This is a genomic window from Nonomuraea sp. NPDC049378 (assembly GCF_055586745.1).
The window spans coordinates 323,029-342,520 of the sequence record NZ_JBVJHP010000002.1 but is presented as its reverse complement, the minus strand read 5'-3'; the positions used below and the strand labels follow the sequence as shown (position 1 = coordinate 342,520).

Sequence of the window (19,492 nt, the reverse complement as noted above, 5' to 3'; positions counted from 1 at the left end):
GGCCGGGCCGTACCGCGCGACCGGCGGCGCCCTCGATGTCGGGTAGGTGGCACCAGGGCTGCTCGCGTGCAGGGTGTCCATCCGCCGGCCCGGGACATGCGACCCGCCGAGCGGCCCCGGGTGTATGTGGCGTTGACGACCGCCGACACCGTCGTGATCCCGAAGGGCGCCGACGCGGCGGCATGGGCTGCGGCGATCGGCGTGATCCGCAGGCCCGCGCCGCCCCATGAGGGGCGATTCCTGGACGCGCCGGGCTGAGCCGCGGCGGTCCTGGGCCCTCAAGCAGCTGATGGTCTATGGAGTGCGCGAGGCGCCGTTCTCTGTGGCCGATTCCGCGGCGGCACGTTCGAAGGAACGCCCTGACGGGCCCAGTTCGGGCGTGGCGGAGCTCGTCACGGCCGGCTGCCCTTCAGGCTCCCCCTCCGAGGAGCCGGCGGGCCGCTCAGTGTCCTGCGCTACCGGAGCGCTGTTCGCTGAGCGCTCGAAGAAGCGCAGGAGCTCCACGGGCACCGGCATGACCAGCGTGGAGGTCTTCTCGGCCGCCACCTCCACCATGGTCTGCAGCAGGCGCAGCTGGAGCGCGCCGGGGGCCTGATTCATGATGGCCGAAGCATCGGCGAGCCTCTGCGCGGCCTGGAACTCCCCGTCCGCGGTGATCACACGAGCCCTGCGCTCCCGCTCAGCCTCGGCCTGGCGGGCGATGGATCGCTTCATGCCCTCGGGAAGGTGGACATCCTTGATCTCCACGCGGTCGATGTGGATGCCCCAGCCGAGCGCGGGGCTGTCGATCATCAGCGCCAGGCCCTTGTTCAGCTCCTCGCGGTTGGAGAGCAGGTCGTCCAGATCGCTCTTGCCGATGATCGAGCGCAGTGAGGTCTGGGCCACCTGCTCGATCGCGAACAGGTAGTTCTGCACCGCGATGGCCGCCCGCATCGGCTCCTCGACCCGGAAGTACGCGACGGCGTCAACCTCAACGGAGACGTTGTCACGGGTGATGCCTTCCTGCGTGGGCACCGGCATCGTGACGATCTGGATGTTCACCTTCTTCATCCGGTCCACGACCGGGATCAGGAAGGTGAGTCCTGGCGGTCGGATCTCCCGCTGAGCCTTGCCGAAGCGGAAGACCACGCCCCGCTCGACCTGATTGACGACTCGGACGCTGACCACCAGCCCGACCATGAGCATGATGATCAGCGCGATCACGATATTGGTGATCATGGCATGCCCCTTCCAACTCAAGGGTAGATCCGGGCATCCGCATGCGTCGGTAATGCCGGCGTCAAGACCTGGTCAGCGGCATCGGCGCGGGGGCCTCGCCGCAGGCCGCCGAAGCTCGGGACCACCGCGCTCTGGCCGGCGAGCTCCCGAACGGGCAGGTGATGGCCACCGAGCGGGCCAGCCACCAGATTCCACGTCCCGGCAGGCGGACAACGGTACGGCTATCCCTGCTGTCCTTGCGTGAGCGCGATGGCCTCGGCCGCCAGTTGCTTTGCCTGCCGCGTCATCGGCAGGATCCGTTCCACGGGGACGTATCGGCGCCTGGAGTGTGTCCACAGCAGGAGCATTCCGAACTCCGGGTCGAGGCGCCAGCCGTCGAAGTCGGATTCGAGGAGCAGGCGGCGCGTCTGAGGGGCGAGCCCGGCCTGTACGTGGCCCGCGTCGTCGGCGGTCGTCAGAAATCTCTTGTCGAAGGCGTTGTCGCCGGTCCGGAACACCTGGCCGGGCCGCCATCCGTCATGAGGTTGTCCCTTGCTCGCCGCCTGCGCCCAGAACGGCACCTGGGGCAGCGGGATGGCCCACACCGTGTGCAGAAAGACCAGGGATGCCCGCCCGGCGCCGGAAGCGTGCCCGGCGACCCAGTCGAAGATCCGTACCTGATGCCCCTCCGAGGCGCCTTCGAGGACGTGCATGATGCGCGAGCCGACTTGCAGGCGCGTCGGCTCCGCCCTGACCAGTTGGCTCGTGATGATGTCCTGCGCGGTTCCGAGCGCGCGTGGAAGCCGCTGTACGAGCGGGACCAGCTCGTTGTTCTCCGGCGTGAACGACCAGCCTTGGCTCGCGGCCAGCTCGGTCATGGTCTTCACCCGGCGCGCCATGACCCGGCGCCCGCGGACCCGGGGCACGATGATGGAAGCGATGATCAGCAGGATCACCCCCACAACGACGACCTTCGTCACCACTTCGCCCATGGTCTTCACGTCCCCTCAAGGACAATCACGTCCGTATGCAGACTCGGCACAGTGAGTACCGGCCTCTTAGAATCGGAGCCCGCCCGCCACGGGGTCCAGTCGTTTCGGCTCCAGCCGAAATGCGATATGGGCCCTATGTGTCAGCTAGGCTGGGCGACCGTCCCGCAGGAAACGGTGCACGAGGCGGGTGCGGAACAATGCTGCGGCTTGTGTTCACGCCGGAAGATGTGGCACGCGTGCGGATCGCCGAACACCTCGATCCGATGTGGGAGATCGTGCTGAGCCTGCACCAGTTGGGTGCGCGTCATTCTCGTCATGATCCCTACCGGAACTGGGCTGCTTGGATCCGGTCGGTAGCGCGCGACAAAGTCGCTCCTGCGGCATCCGAGTTGTACGAGATCGTGCCTCCGAAACGGTATTTTCCCGACTTCATGACCCCGGTGCCGGTAAGCGTCAGCCTCGACGAGGGCATCGACGCCGTGTTACACGTACGGCGGGCACGCCTGCGTGCGGAGATGACCAGGGCGACCGGTACGGGCCAGCGGTCATCCTGGCTGGCCGGGGTCGCCGCCGGCCGGCCACGGCACCTGCGCAGGCTGGCATCCGCCCTCCGTACGTATCACGAGCACGCGCTGGCGCCGTTCCGCGACCAGATCCTTCACCAGGCCGAGGCCCACCGCCGCGCCGTCACTCAATGCCTGGCCGGTGGTGGCGTACACGCCCTGCTGGGGAACCTGGGCGCGGGCATCCGCTGGAATCCCCCCGTCCTGTCGGCCCCCTACCCCGCCGACCTCACCGTCGACCTCGCCGGCCGCGGCCTGACACTGATCCCCTCGTTCTTCTGCCGAGGCGCTCCGGTGACCCTGGCCAACGTCGAACTCGACCCGATCCTCGTCTATCCCCTGGATCCGCCGCAGCACTGGATGCAGCCGGACCACTGCGGTGATGGCGTCGACCGGCACCTCGCCGCGCTCATCGGCAGACCGCGAACCGCTCTGTTGCGGGCGCTCACCTCCCCGGCGGGCACGTCGCAGTTGGCTGCCCGTACCGGAATGTCTCTTTCCTCGGCGAGCGAGCACACGGCGATCCTGCGCAACTGCGGCCTGGTGGCCTCGACCAGGAACGGCAGGCACGTGGTTCACAGCCTGACCCCGCTCGGCCGGCATGTCCTCGCCGGTGGCCTGCCCGTGGGGCAGGCGGGAAGCTGACGTAATCACATCATTCGGTCCAGCGAGTGCCACGGCGGCCAACCGGAGACGCTCGGGTGGACGGCGCTCCTACGAGCTGCGATGGGACCGGGTGGCATGGGGCTGTGACGGGGGAAAACCAGTACAGCGGGTGGGATTACCGTCACCCTAAGCCGAGAACGTCGACCCCGTGACCGCGATGGCCGCCTCAACGCAGGAGCGGCGGCACGAGGAGAAGGAGTCGACCATGCCCAAGTACCTGATTCAGGCGACCTATACCGCAGAGGGCCTCAAAGGCGTGTTGCACGATGGCGGCACCGGACGTCGGCAAGCGGTGGAGCGCATGGTGGAAAGTGTCGGCGGCCGGGTCGAGCAGATGTATTTCGCGTTCGGGGACACGGACACGTACGTGATCCTCGACCTGCCGAACAACGCGACGTCGGCCGCAGTGGGACTCACGATATCGGCGACCGGGGCGGTACGCACGAAGACGGTCGTCCTGCTGGCGCCGGAGGAGATCGACGATGCCGCGCGGATGGAGGTGGCGTACCGGGCTCCTGGCGCGTGACGCCCGGCGTCAGCTTGCGCGCGCGCCACCGGAGGATCGGCGGGCGGAGACGGCCGTGCCCAGCCTGCGGAGCAGCGCGCGTACGCGTTCTCCGTGCCGTCGCCACCAGGCGCGGGCCCAGACGGACTGGAGGAACACCACCGAGGCGGTGACCACCAGCGCGTCCGCGAGGCCGGCCGCCGAGGCGGCCCGCGCCAGGAGGGCGTTCACCGCCATCCCCGAGAGGTAGACGGTCATCCGGATCCGGCGAAATCGGTGGCGGGTAACCCGTGCCGCGAGACCGCCTGGCGGTGTATCCGTCGTCAAAGAACTGTGCAGGCTCCGTTAAGGACAGCGTGCACGTGCTGCGGCATGCTGAAGACAAAGCCGGCGGGGGAATCGGCCCATGTCCATGGCGATCTCCGAGGGCGGCTCCTGCCGGAGCAGATGTAGCCGTACTTGGGAGGACATGTCGTGTCTCGGACGTACCGGCGCATACTCGCGCGTACCGGCGTGGCCTGTGGCCTCGGGCTCGCCTCGATCATGTCCGTGGCCTCGCCCGCCTCGGCCCACACCCTGAGCCAGGCCGTCGTCAGCGAGCAGGGGTGCGGCTGGGCGAACGGCGCCTACACGCAGCTCACCAGGGAGGATCTCTGGGACAACAAGAACAACATGCCCCTGGGCGAGGTCTACGTGTTGTGGAACGGCACCTATCAGGAGAACTGCGTGGTCACCCTGAGAGTCGGCCGGGCCGACGGCGTCGCCAGCTACACGGAGGCCGTCTTGGAGCGTCAGGGCATGAAGACCATCAAGGACGAGGGCAACTACGCCCACTACGCGGCGGCCAGCGGCAAGGCCGCCGGCACGTGCATCAGGTGGACGGGATCCATCGGGGCCATCTACGGCGGAGGGATCGACAGCACCACCTCCCTCGGGTGGAAGTACTGCGACTGACAGGCCTGCCGGTGCATGAGCCGAGGTGACCGGATTCAGCGGCCCGTAGGGCGGTGCCACCCTGCCGCGGGGCGGCTCAACCGCGGCGCGCGGCGCGCGGCTGCAGGGCGTGGGAGATGTCATCGGCCAGCCGCGGCGTTTCGGAGACGTCGAGGGTCGAGGTGGTGACGCGCAACCCTGGGGGACAGGTCTTGCGATAGCCACCGCCCGGGCTGACCGCCCAGCCGCGATGCGCCAGGTCGAGGGCGGCCCGACCCTCGTCGGCGACCGGGATCCACACGTTGAGACCGGTGGCTCCGTGCGCTTCGATGCCTTTGCGCCGCAGCTCGCCCAGCAGCGCCAGACGGCGGGCGTCGTAGGTGTCCCTGGCGTGCTTGAGCTGCCGGCGGATCGACTGGTCGGTCAGGGCGTGGACGACGGTGCGCTGCAGGACGTGCGACACCCAGCCAGGGCCGAGGGCGTGCCGGCCGAGCACCCGGGCGAACAGGTGCGGGTCCGCAGCGACAATGGCCAGGCGGAGGTCCGGGCCGAGCGACTTGGCCACCGATCGCGCCACCGCCCATCGCCTGACTTTGCCCGCCAGCGTGGAGCGCGCCGGCTCCACGAGCGACAGGTGGTGGTCCTCGAGGACGACGAGGTCCGGCCACTCGGCGAGCACCCTGGCCAGCTCGCCGGCGCGCTCGTCGGTCAGGCCCGCTCCGAAGGGATTCTGCGCGCTGGGGGTGTGGATGAGCGCTGCCGCGCGTTGCATCGCCTCCCGTACGCCGTCGGGACGCAGGCCCTCGTCATCGACCCGGACCGGCACGGCCTGCAGCCCCATGGCGCGTAGCAGGTCGAACAGGTCGGGGTAACCGGGGTCCTCGACGATGATCCGGTCGCCGGGCCGGCAGCTCACGAGCAGCGCGCGCTCGATCAGGTCGAGAGCGCCGCTGGTGACGCCCACGTGATCGGGGGCGACGTCGATGCCGAGATCGTGGAACTGGGGGAGGGTCAGGTTCCGCAGGTCGGAGTCGATCATCGCCTGGCCGTACAGCCGCGGGATGTCGTTCTCCTCGGCGACCGCGTGCAGGGTGGATCGCAACGTCGGCAGGAGCGCGCGGTCGGGGCCGCCGTGGCTGAGGTCGACCCCCGGTGGCCGGGCGGACGGCGCAGGGCGGGGCGTCACATCGAGCTTCAGCGGCGGCACCGGGGCGATGGTGCTGCCCCGCCGGTCATTCGTGACGATCACGCCGCGCTGTCGCAGTTCGGCGATCGCGGCCACCACGGTCGAGGCGCTGACCCCGAGGTGGCGTGCCAGCACCCGCACGGAGGGAAAGGCCTGCCCGGGCTCCAGCTCGCCGGCGCTGACCGCCCGTTCGACGCTGTGCATGAGGTCCTTCTTGCTGCGTCCCGTGATGACGTTCTGCCAATCCGCCATGGTTCCTCCTGATCGCCAAGCCTACGGGCTATGCGTGCCGGCATCTTGACCGCTGTGCAGCGCACGTGCTTCTATGGCAGTACAGATTGTAATCTGTACCAGTACAAGGCCCTTGCCGCAGCGTCCGGCGCACCGGCGCCTTCCTGTGCTTCGAGGTCGAAGATCGCACCGCCGCACCGCCTCTGCCGCGAGATGCCGGCTTCGACGACGAGCACGGTCGCGGCCTGCGGGTGCTCGACGCGATCGCCTGCCGCTGGGGAAGCGAAGGCTCCCCGCACGGAAAGACCGTCTGGTTCGAGCTTCTCGCCGGGGCGGATCTCCGACCGTCGCGCCGGGCGCCTCCGGGAAGCGGGCGGCGGCTGGATCTGGCCTCCGTCAGAAGCTTGCCAAACTCTGGCGTCTTCCTCGGGCAACGTATTGACCTGGGCTTTCCTTCGGTGGAAGTATGAACCGAACAGTTTTCCTACTGTACCAGTACAGAGGGGCGCAGTGGACGGCGCGTGCACGCGGGTCGGCCTCCAGGAGAAGGCGGACGAGCATCCGGCCCGGCTGTCCGGAGGGCAGCAGCAACGGGTCGCCATCGCCAGGGCCCTGGCCATGGAGCCCGAAGTCATGCTGTTCGACGAGGTCACCAGCGCGCTCGACCCGGAGCTGGTCACTGACGTGCTGGACGTCATGCGGCGGCTCGCCGAGGGCGGCATGACCATGGTGGTCGTCACCCACGAGATGTCCTTCGCCAGGGACGTCTCCGACGACGTGCTGTTCATGGACGGCGGGGTGGTGGTGGAGCGCGGCGACCCCGCCACGGTGTTCACCGACCCGTCACACGAACGCACCCGGCGTTTCCTGGACCGGGTCCTCCGCCCCTGAGCCATATCACCACGACCACATCCACCCACGAGCAGCGAGGAACGTCATGATCGCCCGTATCTGGCACGGCACCACCCCCGTCGACAAGTCGGCCGACTATCTGAGGTTGATGCGCGAGGTCGCAATCCCCGACTACCGCTCCACCCCGGGCAACCGGGGCGCCTACGTGCTCCATCGAGAGTCCGGCGGGGTGGCCCACTTCCAGATGTTGACGTTCTGGGACTCCGAGGATTCGGTCACGGCCTTCGCCGGCGACGACGTCACCGTCGCCAAGTACTACGACTTCGACGACGCCTATCTCCTGGAGAAGGAACCACGCGCCGTCCATTATGAGCTCCACGACGCGTGAGCATCATGCCGCAGAACGCACCGGATGTTCTCGTCGTGGGCGGCGGCGTGGCGGGAGCCGCCACCGCCGCCGCCGCGGCCAGGCGCGGTTTGCGCACCACGCTGGTCGAGCAGTTCCACCTCGGGCACCGGCACGGAAGCTCTCATGGACCTTCAAGAATCATCCGCCTCGCCTACGACGGCGCCCCTTACGTGGCACTCGTCCGGGAGGCCTACGAGCTGTGGCGAAGCCTGGAGCGCCGAAGCCGGCAGCGGCTCCTGCTGCCGACCGGCGGCCTCGACATCGGCCTCGCCGGCACCCCGTCGCTGCGGGACACCGCGAAGACGATGACGGACTGTGCCGTCCCCTTCGAACCGTTGTCGTCGGCCGACCTCGCTGGCCGGTTCCCGCACCTGTGCGTCGAACCGGAGATGGAGGGCCTGTACCAGCCGGACGCGGGAGTGCTGGACGCCGACGCGTGCGTTCGGGCCCTGATGGAGGACGCGCGGGCGCACGGCGCGACCATTCGCGAGCGGGCGCGAGTGACCCGGCTTGAACCCGTTCCCGGCGGAGTGGCCGCCCAGGTCAACGGCGCATCCTTGCACGCGGGCGTGGCCGTGGTCGCGGCCGGCTCCTGGACCGGCCGGCTCCTGGACCAGCTGGGCCGGCCGGTCCCGCTGACCGTGACCCGCGAACAGGTCGCGTATTTCGCAACGAACGGCACCGCGTACGCCCCCAGCCGCTTCCCCATCACCATCGAGCACCGGGCGAGCGGCCCTCCGATGATCTCGATGTTCCCTGAGCTGACGCCGGGCGGCGGCGTGAAACTCATGCTCGATCGCAACGGCCCCGAGATCCTGGCCGAGGACTTGTCCGACACCGTGTACGCGCCCGCCCTGGCCTGGCTCATGACGTACGCCGCCCGCAGGCTGCGCGGGCTCGGAAGGGTCGTCCACGCGGAGACCTGCCGGTACACCATGACCCCCGACGAGGACTTCATCCTCGACCTGCTGCCCGGCCACCCGCAGATCGGGATCGCCTCGGCGTGCTCGGGCCACGGCTTCAAGTTCGGCCCGGTCGTGGGGGAGACCATGGTCGACCTCGTCACCATGGGGAAGACCGCGCGTCCCGTCACCGGATTCTCCCTGGACCGCCCGGCACTCGCCGCCGACCGGACGTGGAAGCGGTCATGATGCCACCTCCGTGGCCGGACACGGCCACCATCGACGCGTCGGGGGACCTGCGGCTGGCCGGTATCCCGCTCGGTGCCGTCGCCGAGGAGTGCGGGACGCCGGTGTACGTGTTCGACGCGGCCACCTTCGCGCGGCGCGCGGCGAGCTACCGCGACGGACTGGCCGCGCACTACCCGGGTGAGGCGGAGGTTCACTACGCCTGCAAGGCCTTCCTCAACGTCGCCGTCGCGCAGTTGGTGTCGCGGCACGGCCTGCACCTCGACGCGGTGTCCACCGGTGAGGCCCAGGTCGGCCTGCACGCCGGCGTCCCCGGCCGCCGCATCCACCTGCACGGCAACGCCAAGACCGACGACGAACTGCGCCTGGCCCGGCGCCTCGGCGTGGGCACGATCATCGCCGACAACCTGCACGAGCTGCGCGGCATCGCCGCGGTTGCGCGCGAAGGCGGCGAACTGAGGGTCATGCTGAGGCTCGCGCCGGATGTCGCCGCGAACACACATCCCCACATCGCCACAGGAGCGGCCGCTTCGAAGTTCGGCATCCCCCTCGAACGGTTGGTCGACGCCGCCCGGATCATCGCGAGCGAGCCGAAGCTCCGCTACGAAGGGCTCCACTGCCACATCGGGTCGCAGATCACCGACCTGCTGCCGTACCGCGCCGCAGTGCGGGTGCTCCTCGCCGCGGCCGGCACCCTGCGCCGGCGGTACGGGTGGACGACCCGCCGTGACGTACACGTGCCCGAATTGCGCAATGGAGACGTGCTCGCCGTACCGGCCGCGGGGGCGTACACGCTGTCCATGGCCTCTGCCTACAACCACGTGCCGCGCCCGCCCGTGGTCCTCGTCCAGGACGGGCACTCGCATCTGATCACGCGGCGGGAGACCCATCGGGACCTCATGGCTCGCGACAACTGCCTGCCGGATCCGCCGATCGCGGGCCCATCAGGACCTGATCCCGCATTGCGACGACCCAGAACCCCCACCGCCACACAGGAGTGCATGCATGTTGCTCGATCGAGACGTAGCCGAGATCGCTGCCATGGCCGGGTGTGTCCGGCCCGAGACGCGAGCCTTCATCGACGGCGAGTACCGGTCCGGAACGCTCGAGCAGACCTTCCCGACCGAGAACCCGGCCACCGGCGACATCGTCGCCAAGGTCGTGTTCTGCACCGGCGAGGACGTGGACGCGGCGGTCAGATCGGCCCGTGCGGCGTTCGAGGACGGCCGCTGGTCCCGCAGGTCGCCACGCGAGCGCGGCAGGGTCCTGCTGCGCTTCGCGGACCTCATCGACGAACACCGCGAGGAACTGGCGCTGCTGGAGACCCTGGACACCGGCAAACCGATCCGCGACGCGCTGACCGGCGACATCGCCAAGTCGGCTGAGATGACCCGCTGGTACGCCGAGGCCGCGGACAAGATGTACGGCGAAACGGCGCCGACGCGGGCCGACGTCCTGGCCGTGGTGCGGCGCGAACCGCTCGGGGTGATCGGCTGCGTCACGCCCTGGAACTTCCCCCTCTACCAGGCCGCCTACAAACTCGGCCCCGTCCTGGCGACCGGCAACAGCCTCGTGCTCAAGCCCGCCGAGCAGACGCCGCTGACGACCGTCAGGATCGCCGCGCTGGCCGCGGATGCCGGCCTTCCGCCGGGGGTGCTGAACGTCGTGCCAGGAGACGGGCCGACCACGGGAGCGGCGCTCGGCCGCCATCCCGACGTCGACTGCCTCGCCTTCACCGGCTCCACCTCGACGGCACGCCGCTTCCTCGCGTACTCCGCCGAGTCCAACGCCAAGAAGGTCTGCGTGGAGGCCGGCGGCAAGTCCCCCCACATCGTGTTCCCGGACGCCGGTGACCTGGACGCCGTCGCCGAGGCGGCGCTCTGGGGCATCTTCTACAACCAGGGACAGGTGTGCAGCGCGGGCAGCCGGCTGTTCGTGCACCGCCGAATCATCGACGACCTGCTGCCGCGCATCCTCGAACGTGCCCGCGCACTGCGCATCGGTGACCCGCTCGACCCGCACACCCAGATGGGAGCGCTCATCAGCGCGGAGCACAAGCAACGCGTGCTGCGTTACATCGAGCGCGGTCACGCCGAAGGAGCACGGCTGCTCACCGGCGGCCACGAGCTGCTCGCCGGGACCGGCGGCCACTTCCTCGCGCCAACGGTGTTCGACAGGGTCGCCAACGACATGATCATCGCCCAGGAAGAGATCTTCGGGCCGGTCCTGTCCGTGCTCTCCTTCGACGACGTCGACGAGGTCGTCCGGCTCGCGAACGACACCGTCTACGGGCTGGGCGCCGGAGTGTGGTCGCGGGACATCGACCTGGCCCTGCACGTGGCGGGACAGCTGCGGGCGGGACAGGTGTGGGTGAACAACTACGACGCCAGCGACTGGACGGTGCCATGGGGCGGGTTCAAGCAGTCCGGCACCGCGCGGGACAAATCCCTGCACGCCCTCGACGAGTACACCGCGGGCAAGGCGACCTGGATCCAGATCCGGCCGTCCGCGCTGGGGTCGGTCTGAGGGCCGGGCAGGTTGACGGCGCCGCCGGCCGTTCGGCAGCGCGCGTCGAGCCGCGCCCTCCGACCAGGGCGCGGCCTGAAGGGCTTCGGGGTCACGCCGGCACGGAGGGCCAAGGAGAGCGACCAGCTGCTCCGCTGCCGGCGGATCCCCGGTTAGTCGAGATCCCGAACCGGTTCATGGTCGCCGTCAGCCGGCGGTGTCCCAGGTGACCGGGAGGCTCTTGACCCCGTAGATGTCGGCGGTCTCCGGGCGCAGGGCGACCTCCTCGGCCGGTACGGCCAGGCGCAGGGTGGGGAAGCGGGCGAGCAGCGCGGTGAAGGCGACCCGCATCTCCACCCGGGCCAGCTGCTGGCCCAGGCACTGGTGGATGCCGTGGCCGAAGGCCAGGTGCCCGCCGTCCTGCCGGCGCAGGTCGAGAGTGTGGGGGGCGGCGAAGCGTTCGGGGTCGCGGTTGGCGACGTTGTACTGCAGGATGACCGCCGTACCGGCCTTGATGGTGTGGCCGCCCAGCTCGACGTCCTCCAGCGCGGTGCGCATGAACATCTTGGCGACGCTCAGATACCGCAGCAGCTCCTCCACGGCCCGGTCGGCGAGCGCGGGATCGGCGCGCAGCGCGGCCAGCTGCGCCGGGTTGCGCAGCAGCGCGAACGTGCCCAGCGCCAGCATGTTCGCGGTGGTGTCGAACCCGGCCGACAGCAGGATCAGGGCGATCCCGCGTAGCTCCTCATCGGTCAGGTCGCTGTCGAGCAGGTCGCTGAGCACGTCGTCGGTGGGGTCGGCGCGCTTGGCGGCGACCAGCTCCGCGAGGTACTGCTGGGTCGCGGTGTAGGCCGCGATCAGGTCCTCGTCACTGGCCTCCCCGCCGAGGAACTTGTCGATGTGCTCCTGGAAGGAACTCCGGTCCTCGTACGGCACGCCCAGCAGCTCACAGATGATGACGGCGGGGATGGGCTTGGCGAAGGCGGTCACCAGGTCCGCCGGCGGCCCGGCCTGCTCCATGGCGTCCAGGTGCTCGGTGGTGACCTGCTGGACGCGCTCGGTGAGCAGTCGCATCCGCCGCACGGTGAACTTGCCCACCAGCGGTTTGCGGTAGCGGCTGTGCCGCGGCTCGTCCATGAGGAGGAACTCGCCGGGCGGCGCCGGAGGGACCTCGATGTCGCCGTAGTCGATGATCGGATGGTGGCGCATGAGCTCCTTGCGCGAGCTGAACCGCGAGTCGGCCAGGACCGACCGGACCAGGTCATAACCGGTGACCAGCCAGCCCTGGTGTCCGTCGGGGAAGGGGAGGCGGCTGATCGGGCCGTGCTCGCGGGCCTCGATCAGCTCTGCCGGCGGGTCGAACGGACAGCCGGGCCGGCGGGCGGTCGGCATGGCGGAGACGGTGTGTTCCATGGGTCCCACCCTCGCCGACGGCTCTGATATCGGGCTGTCGCCGTGCTGACACGGCCGCTGACAGGCCGCGGCCGGACCGGCTCGGGAGGCCGTCGCGGTTGGGCAGAATGGCTGATGTGCGCGTCGACTTGCTGGGACCGTTCGCGGTGCGCGACCGCGACGGGGCCGTCGTGGAGGTTCCTGGCGTCCGGTTGCGCGCGCTGCTGGCAGCGCTCGCCCTCCACGCCGGCCGGATCGTCACCCGGGCGAGGCTGGTGGACTGGATCTGGGGGCACCGGCCGCCCGCGGACGAGGTGAATGCTCTGCAGGCGCTGGTGTCCAGGCTGCGCAGGGTGTTGCCGGAGGGCGCGATCGAGGCGGAGTCGGGCGGCTACCGGCTGGCCGTGGCTCCCGACGCCGTGGACGTGTGCCGGTTCGAGCAGCTGGTCGGCCAGGCCCGTGCCGCCGAGCCCGCGGCGCGGGCGGAGCTGCTGCGCTCGGCCCTGGCGCTGTGGCGCGGCGCGCCCATGGCGGACATCGCCCTGCAGGGCGGCGACGCGTTCGACGCCGCCGTCGCGCGCCTGGAAGAGCTCCACGTCGCCGCGCTCGGGGATCGGGTGGATGCCGACCTCCGCCTCGGCCGTGGCTCGGAGCTGGTCTCCGAGCTGACCGGGCTGGTCGCCGCGTACCCGCTGCGGGAGGGGTTCGTGGCCGCCTTGATGCGGGCGCTCGCCGAAGCCGGGCGCGGGAACGAGGCGCTGACCCTCTACCAGCGCACCCGCGAGCGGCTCGCTGAGGAGCTGGGGGCCGACCCGTCGGCCGAGCTCTCCGCGCTGCACACCGCGGTGTTGCGGGGCGAGCTGGGCGAGCGGGCGGAGCACCGCAGGACCAACCTGCGCGCCGAGCTGACGAGTTTCGTCGGCAGGGACGATGAGCTCTCCGCGGTCGCGGGGCTGGCCGCCAGGCACCGGCTGGTCACGTTGACGGGGGCGGGCGGCTCCGGCAAGACCAGGCTGGCCACGGAGACCGCGCGGACGATGCTCTCCGAGCTGCCGGACGGGGCGTGGCTGGTCGAGCTGGCCTCGGTACGCGCGGGTGGGGAGCTGGCGCAGGCCGCCCTCACCGCGATCGGCCTGCGTGACCAGCCGCTGCTCGGTGGCGCGCGGGGCGGGGAGGCGATGGATCGGCTCGTCGCCGCGGTCCGCGAGCGCTCGATCCTGCTGGTCCTGGACAACTGCGAGCACGTGATCGAGGCGGCCGCGGCTTTCGCCGATCGGCTGCTGGGGGAGTGCCGCAGGTTGCGGATCCTGGCCACGAGCAGGGAGCCGCTCGGCATCACCGGGGAGGTGCTGTGGCAGGTCGAGCCGCTCGCGCTGCCCGCGAAGGAGGCGGACCCGTCCGAGGCCGGCGCCTCGCCCTCGGTGCGGCTGCTGCGGGACCGCGCGCATCTGGTGCGCAAGGACATCGGCTCCGACGCGCGCACCCTGGCGGCCATGGCCCGGATCTGCCGGGCGCTCGACGGGGTGCCGCTGGCGATCGAGCTGGCCGCGGCGCGGCTGCGCACGATGTCCGTCGATCAGCTGGCACGCCGGCTCGATGACCGTTTCCGCCTGTTGACCGGAGGCAGCCGTACGGCGCTCGCCCGGCACAGGACGCTCCGCGCGGTCGTGGACTGGAGCTGGGACCTGCTGACCGAGGCCGAGCGCGGCGTGCTGCGCCGGTTGTCGGTGTTCGCCGGCGGCGCGAGCCTGGAAGCGGCAGAACGGGTGTGCCGGGACGAGGCGGTCACCGGGGAGCAGGTGCTCGAACTGCTGACCGCGCTGATCGAGAAGTCGCTGCTGCTCGCAGAAGACGGCGACGGCGCGCCGCGCTACCGGATGCTCGACACCATCAGGGAATACGCGGCGGCCCGGCTCGCCGAGGCAGGGGAGACCGAGGCGGCGCGCCGGGCGCACCTCGCCTACTTCACCGAGCTGGCCGAGACGGCCGATCCGCACCTGCGCCGGGCCGGGCAACTGGAATGGTTGTCCACGCTGGAGGCCGAGCACGACAACATCAGCGCGGCCCTGCGCGGGGCGATCGCCGCGGGACGGGCCGAGGAGGCGATGCGGCTGGTCGGGGTGGCGGGCTGGTACTACTTCCTCAGCGGGCACAGGGCCGAGGGCGCCGAGCTGGGCATCGCGGCGACCGCGCTGCCCGGAGAGGTCGACGACGAGGTGCGGGCGCTGGCGTACCTCATGGTGTCCGTGTTCATGACCTCCGGGGTCAGCGGCGACCAGTACCAGGCGCGGGAGTGGATCCAGGAGGCGCACCGGTACGCCCGGCGCAGCGGGTCGCGCCATCCGCTGCTCGCGTTCGCCAGGGTGCTGGAGCTGACGCTGCAGGGCCCGGCTGAGCTCCTGCCCGCGTTCGAGCCGCTCATCGCCGGTGACGATCCCTGGGTGCGGGCGCAGGCCAGGCTCACGCGTGGCCGGTTCCGGCTCACGCTCGGCGGCGACGAGACCGACGTCGACACCGACGCCGAGACCGCCCTTTCCGAGTTCCGCACGCTGGGCGACCGGATGGGGATCTCGCTGGCGCTGACCTTCCTGGCCGATCGGCTCGCCACGCGCGGCGAGCTCGTACGCGCGTGCGAGCACTACGAAGAGGCGGTCGTGGCGCTGACCGAGGTGGGCGCGACCGAGGACGTGGTCGGCGTGGGGGCGCGGCTGGCCCAGCTCTACTGGCTGCTCGGCGATGAGCGGGCCAGCATGGCCGCCATGGCGGAGGCGCAGCGGTGCGCGGGCGGGATCGCCTGGCCGGACGCGCTCGTCGAGCTGGCGCTCTCGAAGGCGCAGCTGGCGCGCTGGCGCGGCGAGCCGGACAATGTGCGCGAGCACCTGGCCACGGTGCGGGCGGTGCTGGGCGACGCGGAGATGACCGACACCGTCCGCGCCATGACCATGCACCTGTACGCCTACCTCACCGACGATCTCGAACAGGCCCGCGCCTATCGGGCCGAGGCGTTGCGCGCCGCCCGGTCCACGGAGCGCACCTATCCACCGACGATCGCCGAGATGTTGATCGGGATCGCGGATCTCGCGCTGCGCCAGGGACAGTACGAGCAGGCCGTGCGCCTGCTCGCGGCGAGCGACGGCGTGCGCGGCACGCCGGACCGTTCGCAGCCGGACGCCTCCCGGATCGCCGCGGAGGCGCGGAACCGCCTCGGCGAGACCGTGTTCGCCGAGGCGACCCGTGACGGCGGGCGGAGGGACTGGCGCGAGCTGGCCGCGATCACCCTCGCTACGTGAACGAGGCGCGCCGGGAGCCGTCAGCGCGGGTCGAGAGCGTGCCGGATCGTGTAGTCGGCGGTGGCGTAGACGCCGCCCTGCAGCGGGTCACCGGCGAAATAGTCGCTCACTCCGGGGATCCGGTCCGCATAGACCTCCGCGTCATCCTGCGGCTGATAGCCGAGTTGCTCGTCGAGCTCCCAGAAGCGGCGGGTGTTGGCCGAGACCGCGTAGGCCGCCGTGAAGGTGATGCCCGGACAGGTCAGGGCGGACCAGACGAACCCGGCGCAGTCGCGCGGGCTGAGCCAGGTGGCCAGGTGCCGGGGGTCGGTCGGCTCGGGTTCGAGGCTGCCGATCCGCAGGCACACCACCTCCATGCCGAACTTGTCGGCGTACAGCCGCCCCAGAGCCTCCACGGCGACCTTGCTGACGCCGTACAGGCCGTCGGGGCGGGGCGGCAGCTGGGGCGAGACGGTTCGCGCGGCCGGATAGCAGCCGGTCAGCCGGTTGCTGCCGGCCAGGACCACGCGCCCTACCCCCGCCCGCCGCGCCGCCTCGAGGACGTGGTGAGAGCCGAGGACGTTGCCCTCCAGCAGGTCGGCGAGCGGCGCCTCGTCCGGCACCCCCGCCAGGTGCACGACCGCGTCGGCGCCGCCGATGACCGACATCGCGTCCTCGACGCCGGCCAGCGACGTCCTGCGGATCTCCTCGTTCGGCCCTCGATCGGTCACCGCCACCCGGTCGACCGAGACCAGCCTGCGCAGCCGCCGGCGCAGCGGCTCGCGCAGCACACTTCCGACCCGTCCGGCGGCGCCGGTCAGAACAACCGTCTCTATCGTCATGAACGGCAGTATGCCCACGTTCGACATGAGGAAGGGCCCCGGGGAATCCGGGGCCCTTCGCCACCGCGTGCCGTTCAGGACGGTTCGCGGATCAGGACGTCACACCCTCCAGGTGCTGGTGCACTTGGCCGCGCTGCCACCGAGGCCGGGCTGCTTCGTGCAGGCCTTGTACAGCCAGTTGGCCTTGGCCCGGTGTGCCTGGCTGTAGGTCGTGTTCTTGATCGACAGCGGGTGCGGCGAGTCCTGCCACTTCCCCTTCGAAGGGTCGTAGACCGACAGCCAGAGATGGTTGCCGTTCGCTCCCGAGTTCTTCGGGACGCGAGCCCAGATGTAGGTGTTCGCACCCCACTTACCCGAACGGAGCTGCAGCGTGTAGGTCTTCTTGGCGACGGTGACGCTCTTCGTCGTCAGGTTGCCGACGCCTGTGGCGTACCTCGGCGCGTCCTTCGACCAGTAGCCCGCCGCCTGGGCACTGGAGGCGGCCATGACGAGCGCGGCCGACGCCGCCAGGGCGACAGTTCCCACGGACGCGATGCGCCCCACGATTTTCCGCATTGCGTGCGATCTCTCCTTCTCCCGGCCCGATGGGTCCGGGTGCATCGACTCCGGCCGGTCAGACGCTAGGGAACGGCGGTATATCGGCGGTATGCCGCTGAGCCCGGGGGCTTGTGCCAGGATGCTCGGCATGTCCAATCGCGCTTTGAGCTTCGGGGTGATGGCGGAGGCCTACGAACGGTTCCGCCCGGGCTATCCGGCGCGGCTGGCCGACATGGTGATGGCGTACGCGGCTCAGCCCGTTCTGACCGCCCTCGAGATCGGCGCCGGCACAGGCAAGGCGACCCGCCTCTTCGCCGAGCGAGGGATCATCGTCACCGCGACCGATCCCGACGGGGCCATGCTGGCCGAACTGCGCAAGCACGTGCCTGCGAGCGTCAGCACCGTGCGGGCCGCGTTCGAGGACCTGCGACCCGGCGAGACGTACGGGCTGGTCTATGCGGCGGCGGCGCTGCACTGGACGGACCCGGAGGAGCGGTGGTCCCGCGTGGCCGCGCTGCTCGGGCCGGGCGGCGTGTTCGCGTCGTTCGGCGGTCCTGTCCGGCTGGCTGACCCGGCTGTGGAGGAGGCCGTTCGCGTGGCACGATCGCCGTTCCTGGCCAGCGACGAGGTTCCGTCTCCCGACGGGACGCCTCCGGAGGAGGCCATGCAGTGGCCGGGTACGGAGCTCCAGCGGTCGCCGTGGTTCGCCGATGTCCGGCAGTCCGTGGTCGAGCGGCGGTTGACGATGAGCGCCCGCGACTATGTCGGCTATCTCTCGACCGTCTCGGCCTATCTCGTCCTGCCGGCCGTGGAGCAGGAGCAGGTGTTCAGCCGGATCATGCGGGCGCTGCCCGCGACGGTCGAGATCGCCGCCGACATCACCGTCCACGTCGCGAGGCGGCGCCGGGAGCTCTAGTCCGCACTGCGTGAGGCACGCTCATTCCCGGCGGCGCGCGGAGACCTACGTACGAGGGTGCAGGACGACAAACAACCCTTGGGCCCGGGAGCCGTCCGGCATCCGCCAGGAGCCGGCGACGTGGCCGAGCGCCTGCGGTGGAAGGGAAGACGCGTCGTCCGGTGAAGGACGCAGGGCCCGGTGCAAGCGGAGGGCCGTAGCCTGCGACGCGGGCAGCAGGGTGCCGTCCTGGTCGTCGGTGGCGGTGGTGAAGCCGGTGAGGCCGGCACCGCTGTAGGACCGGGTGACCTCCCGGTCGGGGGTGTCGCTGGTGTTCTGGTCCTGGGCCTGGACGCGGCCCTCGATAAGGGCCTCCAACTGGGCGAGGAGCACATGGTCGTGGCAGCCGTCGTAGGCCCAGCGCCGCCCCAGCACGCCGTGTTCCATGGTGCCGATGAGGGCGTGCTCAGCCCCGTCGAGCGGGGCGCCGCGATAGGTGAGCGGCACCAGGTAGTTGGTCAGGTGGGCGCCGGAGGCATCGGTGACCACCATGAACTCGATTCCCACCGCACCCTGCGGGTCGTCCAGCCGGAAGCCGCCGGCCTTGGACAGATGAGGTGCGCCCGCCCCGCCGAGATACCACGGCCGGGAGGGGAGCCAGGAGGTGAGAAGCTCCAGCTTGGTCGGCTTGAGGGCGGTACGGTGGATGACGGCCATACCGGGGGTTCTCCTCCGCTGCGGGTGTACGGTCTGGATGGTCGTTGCCGGCGGACCACGAGTTCCGGTCCGGGTCCTCGGAGATCGCGGTCCGGCCATCGTGCCACGTCGTCCTGGCTTACGCGTCGCCAGGGTCGCGCAGCGCCAGTGCCTGGGCGTCGGCCAGCCCTCTGCGGGCCGCGATCCGGCGCCGGGCCCGCACCTGCGCGCTCGTGCGCGGGCGGTATTTCGGCTCGCTCCCGCAACCGCACGTCTCGAAGCCTTCGTACCGCAGTCCCGCTCCCAGCACGGCCGCGACGGCCGCCCATTCGCGGTCCTTCGTCCTGCGCGGCGCGGCGAAGTCGTGGCCGGCGAAGATCATCGGCCGGCGGCAGCGCGTGCACAGGTGCTCCGCGCCGTCCCAGGCCAGTTTGCGGCTCTGCCGGCACGGGACGCACACGTAGTGGACCTTGTAGGTGACCTCCGCGTATGTGCACACAGGCCCAGAGTACTCGTGTCCGTCCGGATGATCCGCTTGGTGCATGATCGTCCCCAAGGTTGGGCCGCAGCGGTTGGCAGGGATGCACGGGAATGTCGGAACGCGTCGCAGCGATGGACGACGTCGTCACGTCCGCAGCGCGCACCCGTGCTTCGACCTGGGGCGGCGGCAGGCG

At 70.6% G+C, this 19,492-nt stretch carries 19 protein-coding genes and 1 pseudogene; 11 read left to right on the top strand and 9 right to left on the bottom strand.

Features of this window, described 5'->3' with window-relative positions; genetic code table 11:
- The first annotated feature begins 126 nt into the window (after nucleotides 1-126).
- Nucleotides 127-258, top strand: a complete 132-nt coding sequence (locus ACZ6SA_RS06485; RefSeq protein ID WP_347649273.1) for a hypothetical protein — start codon at nucleotides 127-129, stop codon at nucleotides 256-258.
- A gap of 36 nt (nucleotides 259-294) precedes the next feature.
- Here the strand turns inward: ACZ6SA_RS06485 and ACZ6SA_RS06480 are convergent, their stop codons facing one another.
- Nucleotides 295-1,218 (bottom strand): slipin family protein, encoded by a 924-nt coding sequence (locus ACZ6SA_RS06480; protein ID WP_465826913.1) that lies wholly within the window; start codon nucleotides 1,216-1,218, stop codon nucleotides 295-297.
- A 221-nt stretch (nucleotides 1,219-1,439) separates the two neighbouring features.
- Entirely contained in the window at nucleotides 1,440-2,189 is a 750-nt protein-coding gene (locus ACZ6SA_RS06475; protein WP_465826912.1) for a hypothetical protein, read from the bottom strand.
- Nucleotides 2,190-2,629: 440 nt separating this feature from the next.
- Here ACZ6SA_RS06475 and ACZ6SA_RS06470 point away from each other — a divergent pair, with 440 nt between their 5' ends.
- Nucleotides 2,630-3,397, top strand: coding sequence for an ArsR/SmtB family transcription factor (locus ACZ6SA_RS06470; protein ID WP_465826910.1), 768 nt, complete (start codon nucleotides 2,630-2,632; stop codon nucleotides 3,395-3,397).
- A gap of 178 nt (nucleotides 3,398-3,575) precedes the next feature.
- A complete protein-coding gene (locus tag ACZ6SA_RS06465; RefSeq protein WP_465827097.1) occupies nucleotides 3,576-3,944 on the top strand; it encodes a GYD domain-containing protein in 369 nt (122 codons plus the stop codon).
- Nucleotides 3,945-3,953: 9 nt separating this feature from the next.
- On the opposite strand, the gene ACZ6SA_RS06460 is transcribed toward ACZ6SA_RS06465, so the two are convergent.
- Nucleotides 3,954-4,181, bottom strand: a complete 228-nt coding sequence (locus ACZ6SA_RS06460) for a hypothetical protein (RefSeq protein WP_465826909.1) — start codon at nucleotides 4,179-4,181, stop codon at nucleotides 3,954-3,956.
- Nucleotides 4,182-4,397: 216 nt separating this feature from the next.
- Here ACZ6SA_RS06460 and ACZ6SA_RS06455 point away from each other — a divergent pair, with 216 nt between their 5' ends.
- A complete protein-coding gene (locus ACZ6SA_RS06455; protein WP_347649268.1) occupies nucleotides 4,398-4,877 on the top strand; it encodes a hypothetical protein in 480 nt (159 codons plus the stop codon).
- A 76-nt stretch (nucleotides 4,878-4,953) separates the two neighbouring features.
- Here the strand turns inward: ACZ6SA_RS06455 and ACZ6SA_RS06450 are convergent, their stop codons facing one another.
- Nucleotides 4,954-6,294, bottom strand: a complete 1,341-nt coding sequence (locus ACZ6SA_RS06450) for an aminotransferase class I/II-fold pyridoxal phosphate-dependent enzyme (RefSeq protein ID WP_465826908.1) — start codon at nucleotides 6,292-6,294, stop codon at nucleotides 4,954-4,956.
- A 30-nt stretch (nucleotides 6,295-6,324) separates the two neighbouring features.
- Here ACZ6SA_RS06450 and ACZ6SA_RS06445 point away from each other — a divergent pair, with 30 nt between their 5' ends.
- The 5 genes and pseudogenes from ACZ6SA_RS06445 to ACZ6SA_RS06425 all read left to right on the top strand — a co-directional run bounded on the left by ACZ6SA_RS06445 (nucleotide 6,325) and on the right by ACZ6SA_RS06425 (nucleotide 11,208).
- Complete coding sequence (locus tag ACZ6SA_RS06445; protein WP_465826906.1) at nucleotides 6,325-7,164, top strand: ATP-binding cassette domain-containing protein; 840 nt, start codon at nucleotides 6,325-6,327, stop codon at nucleotides 7,162-7,164.
- A 46-nt stretch (nucleotides 7,165-7,210) separates the two neighbouring features.
- Nucleotides 7,211-7,513, top strand: coding sequence for a hypothetical protein (locus tag ACZ6SA_RS06440; RefSeq protein WP_347649265.1), 303 nt, complete (start codon nucleotides 7,211-7,213; stop codon nucleotides 7,511-7,513).
- A 5-nt stretch (nucleotides 7,514-7,518) separates the two neighbouring features.
- Nucleotides 7,519-8,685, top strand: coding sequence for an N-methyl-L-tryptophan oxidase (gene solA, locus ACZ6SA_RS06435; RefSeq protein WP_465827096.1), 1,167 nt, complete (start codon nucleotides 7,519-7,521; stop codon nucleotides 8,683-8,685).
- Nucleotides 8,682-9,383 (top strand): annotated as a pseudogene (locus tag ACZ6SA_RS06430) (diaminopimelate decarboxylase family protein); the annotation flags it as partial. The gene solA and the pseudogene ACZ6SA_RS06430, both read left to right, overlap by 4 nt.
- 304 nt (nucleotides 9,384-9,687) lie before the next feature.
- The gene (locus ACZ6SA_RS06425) at nucleotides 9,688-11,208 is read left to right on the top strand and encodes an aldehyde dehydrogenase (RefSeq protein ID WP_347649263.1); all 1,521 of its coding nucleotides are present in this window, start codon (nucleotides 9,688-9,690) and stop codon (nucleotides 11,206-11,208) included.
- Between the two features lie 186 nt (nucleotides 11,209-11,394).
- Here ACZ6SA_RS06425 and ACZ6SA_RS06420 read toward each other — a convergent pair whose 3' ends face one another.
- Nucleotides 11,395-12,600, bottom strand: coding sequence for a cytochrome P450 (locus tag ACZ6SA_RS06420; protein WP_347649262.1), 1,206 nt, complete (start codon nucleotides 12,598-12,600; stop codon nucleotides 11,395-11,397).
- 116 nt (nucleotides 12,601-12,716) lie between these two features.
- Between ACZ6SA_RS06420 and ACZ6SA_RS06415 the strand changes: the two genes are divergently transcribed.
- Nucleotides 12,717-15,869 carry an AfsR/SARP family transcriptional regulator gene (locus ACZ6SA_RS06415; protein ID WP_465826905.1) on the top strand — a complete coding sequence of 1,051 codons (3,153 nt, stop codon included), beginning with the start codon at nucleotides 12,717-12,719 and terminating at the stop codon, nucleotides 15,867-15,869.
- 20 nt (nucleotides 15,870-15,889) lie between these two features.
- Here the strand turns inward: ACZ6SA_RS06415 and ACZ6SA_RS06410 are convergent, their stop codons facing one another.
- Both ACZ6SA_RS06410 and ACZ6SA_RS06405 read right to left on the bottom strand, forming a co-directional pair.
- Nucleotides 15,890-16,690, bottom strand: a complete 801-nt coding sequence (locus ACZ6SA_RS06410) for an NAD-dependent epimerase/dehydratase family protein (protein WP_347649260.1) — start codon at nucleotides 16,688-16,690, stop codon at nucleotides 15,890-15,892.
- Nucleotides 16,691-16,789: 99 nt separating this feature from the next.
- Nucleotides 16,790-17,245 carry a hypothetical protein gene (locus tag ACZ6SA_RS06405; RefSeq protein ID WP_347649259.1) on the bottom strand — a complete coding sequence of 152 codons (456 nt, stop codon included), beginning with the start codon at nucleotides 17,243-17,245 and terminating at the stop codon, nucleotides 16,790-16,792.
- 130 nt (nucleotides 17,246-17,375) lie between these two features.
- On the opposite strand from ACZ6SA_RS06405, the gene ACZ6SA_RS06400 reads away from it, so the two are divergent.
- The gene (locus tag ACZ6SA_RS06400; RefSeq protein WP_347649258.1) at nucleotides 17,376-18,143 is read left to right on the top strand and encodes a class I SAM-dependent methyltransferase; all 768 of its coding nucleotides are present in this window, start codon (nucleotides 17,376-17,378) and stop codon (nucleotides 18,141-18,143) included.
- A 45-nt stretch (nucleotides 18,144-18,188) separates the two neighbouring features.
- On the opposite strand, the gene ACZ6SA_RS06395 is transcribed toward ACZ6SA_RS06400, so the two are convergent.
- The gene (locus tag ACZ6SA_RS06395) at nucleotides 18,189-18,839 is read right to left on the bottom strand and encodes a maltokinase N-terminal cap-like domain-containing protein (protein WP_465826903.1); all 651 of its coding nucleotides are present in this window, start codon (nucleotides 18,837-18,839) and stop codon (nucleotides 18,189-18,191) included.
- 118 nt (nucleotides 18,840-18,957) lie between these two features.
- Nucleotides 18,958-19,317 (bottom strand): hypothetical protein, encoded by a 360-nt coding sequence (locus ACZ6SA_RS06390; RefSeq protein ID WP_443154507.1) that lies wholly within the window; start codon nucleotides 19,315-19,317, stop codon nucleotides 18,958-18,960.
- Nucleotides 19,318-19,492: the final 175 nt, after the last annotated feature.